This is a genomic window from Kitasatospora sp. NPDC091207 (assembly GCF_044768625.1).
Taxonomy (GTDB): Bacteria; Actinomycetota; Actinomycetes; order Streptomycetales; family Streptomycetaceae; genus Kitasatospora.
The window spans coordinates 10,946-16,047 of record NZ_JBIVVS010000054.1; the positions used below are offsets into that span (position 1 = coordinate 10,946).

Genomic DNA, 5,102 nt, shown 5'->3' on the forward strand with positions numbered 1-5,102 from the left:
GCGCCGCCCCCCCCCCCCCCCCCCCGGCGGCTCCCCGGCCCACTGGTGTCGTGTTGCGCCCCCCCCGGCCGGGGGGGGGGCCCCCCCCGCGCCCCGGGGCCCCCCCCCCACTGTCTACGGGCCGAGATGCTAGATGGACACGAGTCCGGACTGGTCGAAGTCGCTTGCCCATTCCCGGATGATTCCGATCATCTGGTCCCAGGCGCCTGTCAGCAGTAGGGCTCCTACGAGAACCAGCATGCCGCCGCCCAGTCTCATGACCAGGAGGTAATGCCGTTTCACCCAGCCGAATGCCCCCAGTGCGCCACGGAAGGCGACCGCCGTAACCAGAAAGGGGAGGCCCAGGCCAACGCAGTAGGCGGCGCTTAGTAGGGCTCCACGTCCGGCGCTCGCCTGTTCCATGGCGAGCACCTGTACCGCGCTGAGTGTCGGTCCCAGGCATGGCGTCCAGCCCACGCCAAAGACCACGCCGAGTACGGGTGCGCCGATCAAACCGACGATCGGCCGTCGATGCAATCTGAACTCGCGCTGAGCAAATTTGGGCAGCAAGCCGGCGAACGTCAACCCCATGAGGATCGCAAACACTCCGGATGCTTGCTGAATAATGCGCTGATGCTCCTGGAAGACATATCCGAATGATCCAAATAATGCTCCTGTAGATACGAATACAATGGTGAATCCTGCAACGAAGAGGGCAGCGCCAAGCAGTACTCGACCACGCTTTCGGCCCTCGGCATCGGCAAGGTCCGCAGCGGAGAATCCAGTGACATAGGACAAGTATCCAGGAACAAGAGGGAGGACGCATGGAGAGAGGAACGATACAAGGCCCCCGAGCATCGCCACCGGTATTGCCAGAACCAGGGCACCGGAAAAGATGGTCTGACTCCCATCGAAAGCCAGAACGACTCGCGCAGTCTCGCTCACGGTGCCACCGCGATCACGGCACAACGCACCTCTTGTCGGCAGCCGGGCAACGAGACGAGCGCGTGAGAGCGCTGAATCAGAGTGCAGCACATGAGACAGAGCCTCTCACGCACTTGAACGCAGCTTGACCGCAGGGCCGACCCCGCTTGGCCAGGACCAGGACAGTGGACGCATGCCTGCTCCACCGACTCCTGTAACGCGCCGGTCAGACCCGCGCCTTGACCTCGCCGACCAGGACAGTCGGCTTCTGGCGCCCGCCGCCCGCCCACGCGGCAGGGAAGCCGTACCCCAGGGGTCCCGTATGCCCGGATGACGGTCGAGTGGGTCGTGCCCCGCCAGGCGCTACAGGGGCCGGGCTCATCAAGGTATCGGCGTCCTCGCAGGTCAGGGCCGTGCCGTCACCCCGAAGGTGGTCACGGCGGTTGCACCGGCTCCGGCCGGGCGGCCAGGCTGCCCGGGTGACCACCACCACCACCAGCTGCGCCGCCGCCCACCAGGCCGAGGCCGCCACCGTCGACCGGCTGCGCGCCGAGTTCACTACCTCGCTGCGCACCGCTGCGCCCGGGTCTCCCAGGGGCTGTTGGTCATCCCCACAGACAGCGCCTCGGCGGAGCAGGGCGCGAAGTACCTGGACTACGCCCGGAGCCGGCTCCCGCGCACCGCCGCCCCGCAGGGGCCGGCGCGCACGATGTTCGCGGCGGACCTGGTGGGGACGTTCGTCGAGATCGCCGAGCTGTACGCCCACGCCGCGTTCCGGGAGGTCGACGAGGTCGTCTTCGCGTTGCCGTTCACCTTCGGCCACCGGGACTACGTGCAGATCCTCACCGGCATCGCGACCCGACTCGCCCCCGCGCTCGGATGGCAGCCGGCCGTCTGAACCGGCGCCGTCCCGGCCGGGACGGCGGGCGCGACGCGCTACGGCCGTGACAGGCAGCGTCGCACGAAGGCGCGGCGAGCCTGCCGAACGAAGTCGGCCTATTCTCCCGCCTGCGGCCGGGGGTGCTCACCACGGCCGGCCGGTGCCGGCTACCGGGGCCGGGCCGCCGTGGTGGTGGCGGGTGACGGCCTCGAGCAGCGCGGTGCGGGCCTGGTGCCATCGGATGTCCTCGGTGCGGCCGGCGTCTGCGGCCCACGCGGGCAGCGGCCGCTCCCGCGCGGCCGCGGTGAGGTCGCGGCCGAGCGCGTCGATCGTCCGCTGCCACTCGGTCAGCTGGAGCAGCAGGCCGCGCACCAGGGCGTCGACGGCACCATTCGGGTCGGTTCCGAAGGCCCGCGCCTCGGCGGCGGCTTCCGCCAGGACGTCCTCGTCCAGGTCCTCGAAGGCCTCGCGCCGCGGCGCGGCTGCCTCCTCGTAGGCGTCCAGGACGCCGCGCAGCCCGGCGTCGAGAGTGGCCGGCGACCACGGGGGCGGAGTGCGGGGCGCCCGGACGGTGTCGGTCAGCACCCGGGCGGCGCCGGGCCCGAGCGCCCGGCGCCTGGTCGTGCTCACCTGGCGGAACCGGTGGCCGCGGTGGCGGCGCGGCCGGCGGCGGTGGCGGCGTCCAGGTCGTCGGCGAGCAGGGTGAGCTCGCGCGGCAGGTCGCCGAGCACGCAGGACGGCATGGCGGCCGCGAGCGCGCACATCGCGACCAGCGGCATCCGCTCGCCCGGCGCGAGGTCGGGCAGGGTGGCGGTGTAGGTGGCGCCGAAAGCCCTCCCGCACCCCTGACCGGACCGGCAACCTGGCCTACAGCCGCGGGCGGAGCCACAGATTCTGCAGGCTCCGTCGCGCGTCCGGTGCCGCGGCGACTGGCACATTCTCGGAGTTCCACTCGTCGGCGGCGGGCTGCGCGCTGCCGGCACCGGGTCTCGGAGGTGCGGGGGTGTGCCGTGGGTCGCTTTCCTCCGAGGTGACGACCCACGGCACGTACGGTCACCCGCTACGGGGTGGTGACTCTGCTCCAGGTGGAGGCGGGAGCGGTGGTGGCTGCGGCGAACGTGGACGTGTCGAGGTCGATGTCGGCGTAGAAGACGCCGAGGTCATAGCCGTCGCCCCCGACCTGTCGAAGCATCATTGGAAGGACCAGGACGAGTACGCCCAGGTACGCCGCCTCGGGGTGGTCGACGACTACACGGCCGGCCAGGTCGACCGGGCCCGTGGCCGGGCGATCGGCATGCTGGACGACCACGTCGGACCGTTCGCCGCCGGCTGGCCCAGCTGGGCACCGGACCCCTCCTGGCCGCTGCCGGCGCTGCCGCCCGGCGCCGACGAAGCGGCCCCTTCGGCCATCCCGTACAGGCCGTGACGGGCAGCGGCGCGACTCCCGGGTGGCTACGCGGCCGCGGGCTTCACCGACTCGTCGGTGTGCTGGAGGCGGCTGCGGGCGGCGACCCGGTCCTCGCCCGACAGCCCGGCCCAGTACTCGTCCGCTCACACCAGGTGGGCGGCCTGGCGCTCGGCATCCTCCAGGCGCGCCGACTCCGTCAGCAGTTCATCGGCGAGCCCTTCCCAGGCAGCCTCTAGATCACCGCTCCAGGCCGGCAGCGCGTCCAGGTGCTGCGCGAGATCGGCAGGTCCGGCAGGCCGATGATCCGCGCGGTGGTCGAGGGCCACTACAAGAGGCCGGCGCAGCGGCTGGGCGCGCAGCGACGGATCCTGAACGGGCCCGGGTCTCACGGAGATGGACAGCTGGGCGGCCCCTGCGCCCGCGCGGGCGGGAAGGGCCCGAACCCACCTCGCATTCGGGCCCTTCCCGGCACACACCGGTGGTCCTGCGTGCGCAGGCGGGCCGAAGGCGAGGCCACCCGAAGGAGCCCCGCCTCTGGCGCACACTTACTGAGGATTTCGGGTTGTCGTCGGGTAGTGACGGTTCATGATCCCTGCGGTATGCCGTTGGTGTGAGGTATCCGGAGGGTGGGGGCCTGACCGCTGAGCGTCGGGCGTTTCGTGAGGGGATCCGGTTCCAGGCCGGGATGCGGTTCGCGGTGGGTGAGAAGACCACGGTGATCGCAAAGGATCTGCGGGTGAGCGTGCGGTCGGTGGAACGCTGGCGCCGTGCCTGGCGCGAGGGCGGGATGGAGGCACTGCGTTCAGCGGGGCCGGCCAACTCCCCGACTGTCACCGACGCCCAGTTCGCCGTGCTTGAGGAGGAACTCGGCAAGGGGCCGACCGCGCATGGTTTCGCGGATGAGCGGTGGACGCTGGCCCGGGTGCGGAGCGTGATTCAGCGTCGGCTGCAGCTCAGTCTTTCGGTCCCGACGGTGTGGCGGCTGCTGAAACGGCACGGCTGGTCCTGGCAGGCACCCGCCCGGAGGGCCCTCGAGCGCGACGAGCATGCGGTGGAGCTGTGGAAGAAGGAGGTGTGGCCGCGGGTAAAAGCATCGGGGCGGCGTGTGGGGGCTGGATCGTCTTCGAGGACGAGGCCGGCTTCTCCATGACGCCGCCCCGCGCCCGCACCTGGGGCCGGCGCGGAGACACCCCCGTCGTCCGGGTCCGTGGCAGATCCCGACGCAGGACCTCGGTGGCCGCCCTGTGCTGCTATCGCCCGGGCGAGAGCCGGCTGATCTACCGGCCCCGCAACCATCTCCTCCTCAAGGGAGCCCGCAAGAGCTTCTCCTGGAAGGACTACCGCGACCTGCTCGTCCGGGCCCACATCCAACTCGGCGGACCGATCGTGGTCGTCTGGGACAATCTCAACACCCACCTGTCAGTAGGGCTGAAACGGTACGAGGCCGAACACGACTGGCTCACCACAGTCCGTCTCCCGCCCTATGCACCCGACCTGAACCCCGTCGAGGCCTCTGGTCACTCGTGCGCAGAGCGATGGCGAACACCGCCTTCGGGACGCCCGACGACCTCGACCGCACACTCCGCCGCGAGTTGCGCCGAATCCAACTCCGACCCCACCTGATCGACGGATGCCTGACCGCCACCGGCCTGACTCTCAGACCACCGACCCCACCCTGAAAACCTCAGTAGTTCGTCACGGCCAGATCCTGATCGCTTCGAGAGCGAGGTTCCGCTCGGTGGTGCCCAGGCGAACCCAGTCCCTGTACTCCGCGGGCAGCCAGCCGATGTCCTGGACATGCGCCTGGCCGCCGGTGTGAGGGGCCGCGCGTTTTCCGGACGGGGATTTGACCGATCAATTCATGCGGCGAGTCGCAGATCCTCGAACTCGGCATGGACCTCGCGGGGAGGA

Annotated in this window: 8 protein-coding genes and 2 pseudogenes; 4 read left to right on the forward strand and 6 right to left on the reverse strand. The window is 70.6% G+C overall.

Annotated features, from left to right (window positions below; genetic code table 11):
- Positions 1 to 129 precede the first annotated feature (129 nt).
- Positions 130 to 924: a cytochrome c biogenesis CcdA family protein gene (locus ACIQTO_RS37770; protein WP_402398155.1), complete on the reverse strand. Its 795-nt coding sequence runs from the start codon at positions 922 to 924 to the stop codon at positions 130 to 132.
- Positions 925 to 1,483: 559 nt separating this feature from the next.
- Between ACIQTO_RS37770 and ACIQTO_RS37775 the strand changes: the two are divergent.
- Positions 1,484 to 1,801: pseudogene (locus tag ACIQTO_RS37775) on the forward strand (LLM class flavin-dependent oxidoreductase); the annotation flags it as partial.
- A gap of 126 nt (positions 1,802 to 1,927) precedes the next feature.
- On the opposite strand, the gene ACIQTO_RS37780 reads toward ACIQTO_RS37775, so the two are convergent.
- The 3 genes from ACIQTO_RS37780 to ACIQTO_RS37790 form a co-directional block, all read right to left on the reverse strand.
- On the reverse strand, positions 1,928 to 2,413 hold the full coding sequence (locus ACIQTO_RS37780) for a hypothetical protein (protein WP_402398157.1): 486 nt from the start codon (positions 2,411 to 2,413) through the stop codon (positions 1,928 to 1,930).
- Positions 2,410 to 2,562 (reverse strand): hypothetical protein, encoded by a 153-nt coding sequence (locus tag ACIQTO_RS37785; protein ID WP_402398159.1) that lies wholly within the window; start codon positions 2,560 to 2,562, stop codon positions 2,410 to 2,412. The genes ACIQTO_RS37780 and ACIQTO_RS37785 overlap by 4 nt, the downstream gene beginning before the upstream one ends.
- Positions 2,563 to 2,843: 281 nt before the next feature.
- Positions 2,844 to 2,978: a hypothetical protein gene (locus tag ACIQTO_RS37790; protein WP_402398161.1), complete on the reverse strand. Its 135-nt coding sequence runs from the start codon at positions 2,976 to 2,978 to the stop codon at positions 2,844 to 2,846.
- A 42-nt stretch (positions 2,979 to 3,020) separates the two neighbouring features.
- Between ACIQTO_RS37790 and ACIQTO_RS37795 the strand changes: the two genes are divergently transcribed.
- Positions 3,021 to 3,209 (forward strand): hypothetical protein, encoded by a 189-nt coding sequence (locus ACIQTO_RS37795; protein ID WP_402398162.1) that lies wholly within the window; start codon positions 3,021 to 3,023, stop codon positions 3,207 to 3,209.
- Positions 3,210 to 3,334: 125 nt separating this feature from the next.
- Here ACIQTO_RS37795 and ACIQTO_RS37800 read toward each other — a convergent pair whose 3' ends face one another.
- On the reverse strand, positions 3,335 to 3,517 hold the full coding sequence (locus ACIQTO_RS37800; protein WP_402398164.1) for a hypothetical protein: 183 nt from the start codon (positions 3,515 to 3,517) through the stop codon (positions 3,335 to 3,337).
- 284 nt (positions 3,518 to 3,801) lie between these two features.
- Here ACIQTO_RS37800 and ACIQTO_RS37805 point away from each other — a divergent pair, with 284 nt between their 5' ends.
- The gene (locus tag ACIQTO_RS37805) at positions 3,802 to 4,341 is read left to right on the forward strand and encodes a winged helix-turn-helix domain-containing protein (protein ID WP_402398166.1); all 540 of its coding nucleotides are present in this window, start codon (positions 3,802 to 3,804) and stop codon (positions 4,339 to 4,341) included.
- Positions 4,338 to 4,870, forward strand: a pseudogene (locus ACIQTO_RS37810) (transposase). The gene ACIQTO_RS37805 and the pseudogene ACIQTO_RS37810 overlap by 4 nt, the downstream one beginning before the upstream one ends.
- A gap of 16 nt (positions 4,871 to 4,886) precedes the next feature.
- On the opposite strand, the gene ACIQTO_RS37815 reads toward ACIQTO_RS37810, so the two are convergent.
- A complete protein-coding gene (locus tag ACIQTO_RS37815) occupies positions 4,887 to 4,979 on the reverse strand; it encodes a hypothetical protein (protein ID WP_402398168.1) in 93 nt (30 codons plus the stop codon).
- Between the last annotated feature and the right edge of the window lie 123 nt (positions 4,980 to 5,102).

Coding starts and splice junctions, on each gene's coding strand:
- ACIQTO_RS37785 (WP_402398159.1), bottom strand. CDS start 2,562: ATGCCGCTGGTCGCGATGTGCGCGCTCGCGGCCGCCATGCCGTCCTGC.
- ACIQTO_RS37790 (WP_402398161.1), bottom strand. CDS start 2,978: ATGATGCTTCGACAGGTCGGGGGCGACGGCTATGACCTCGGCGTCTTC.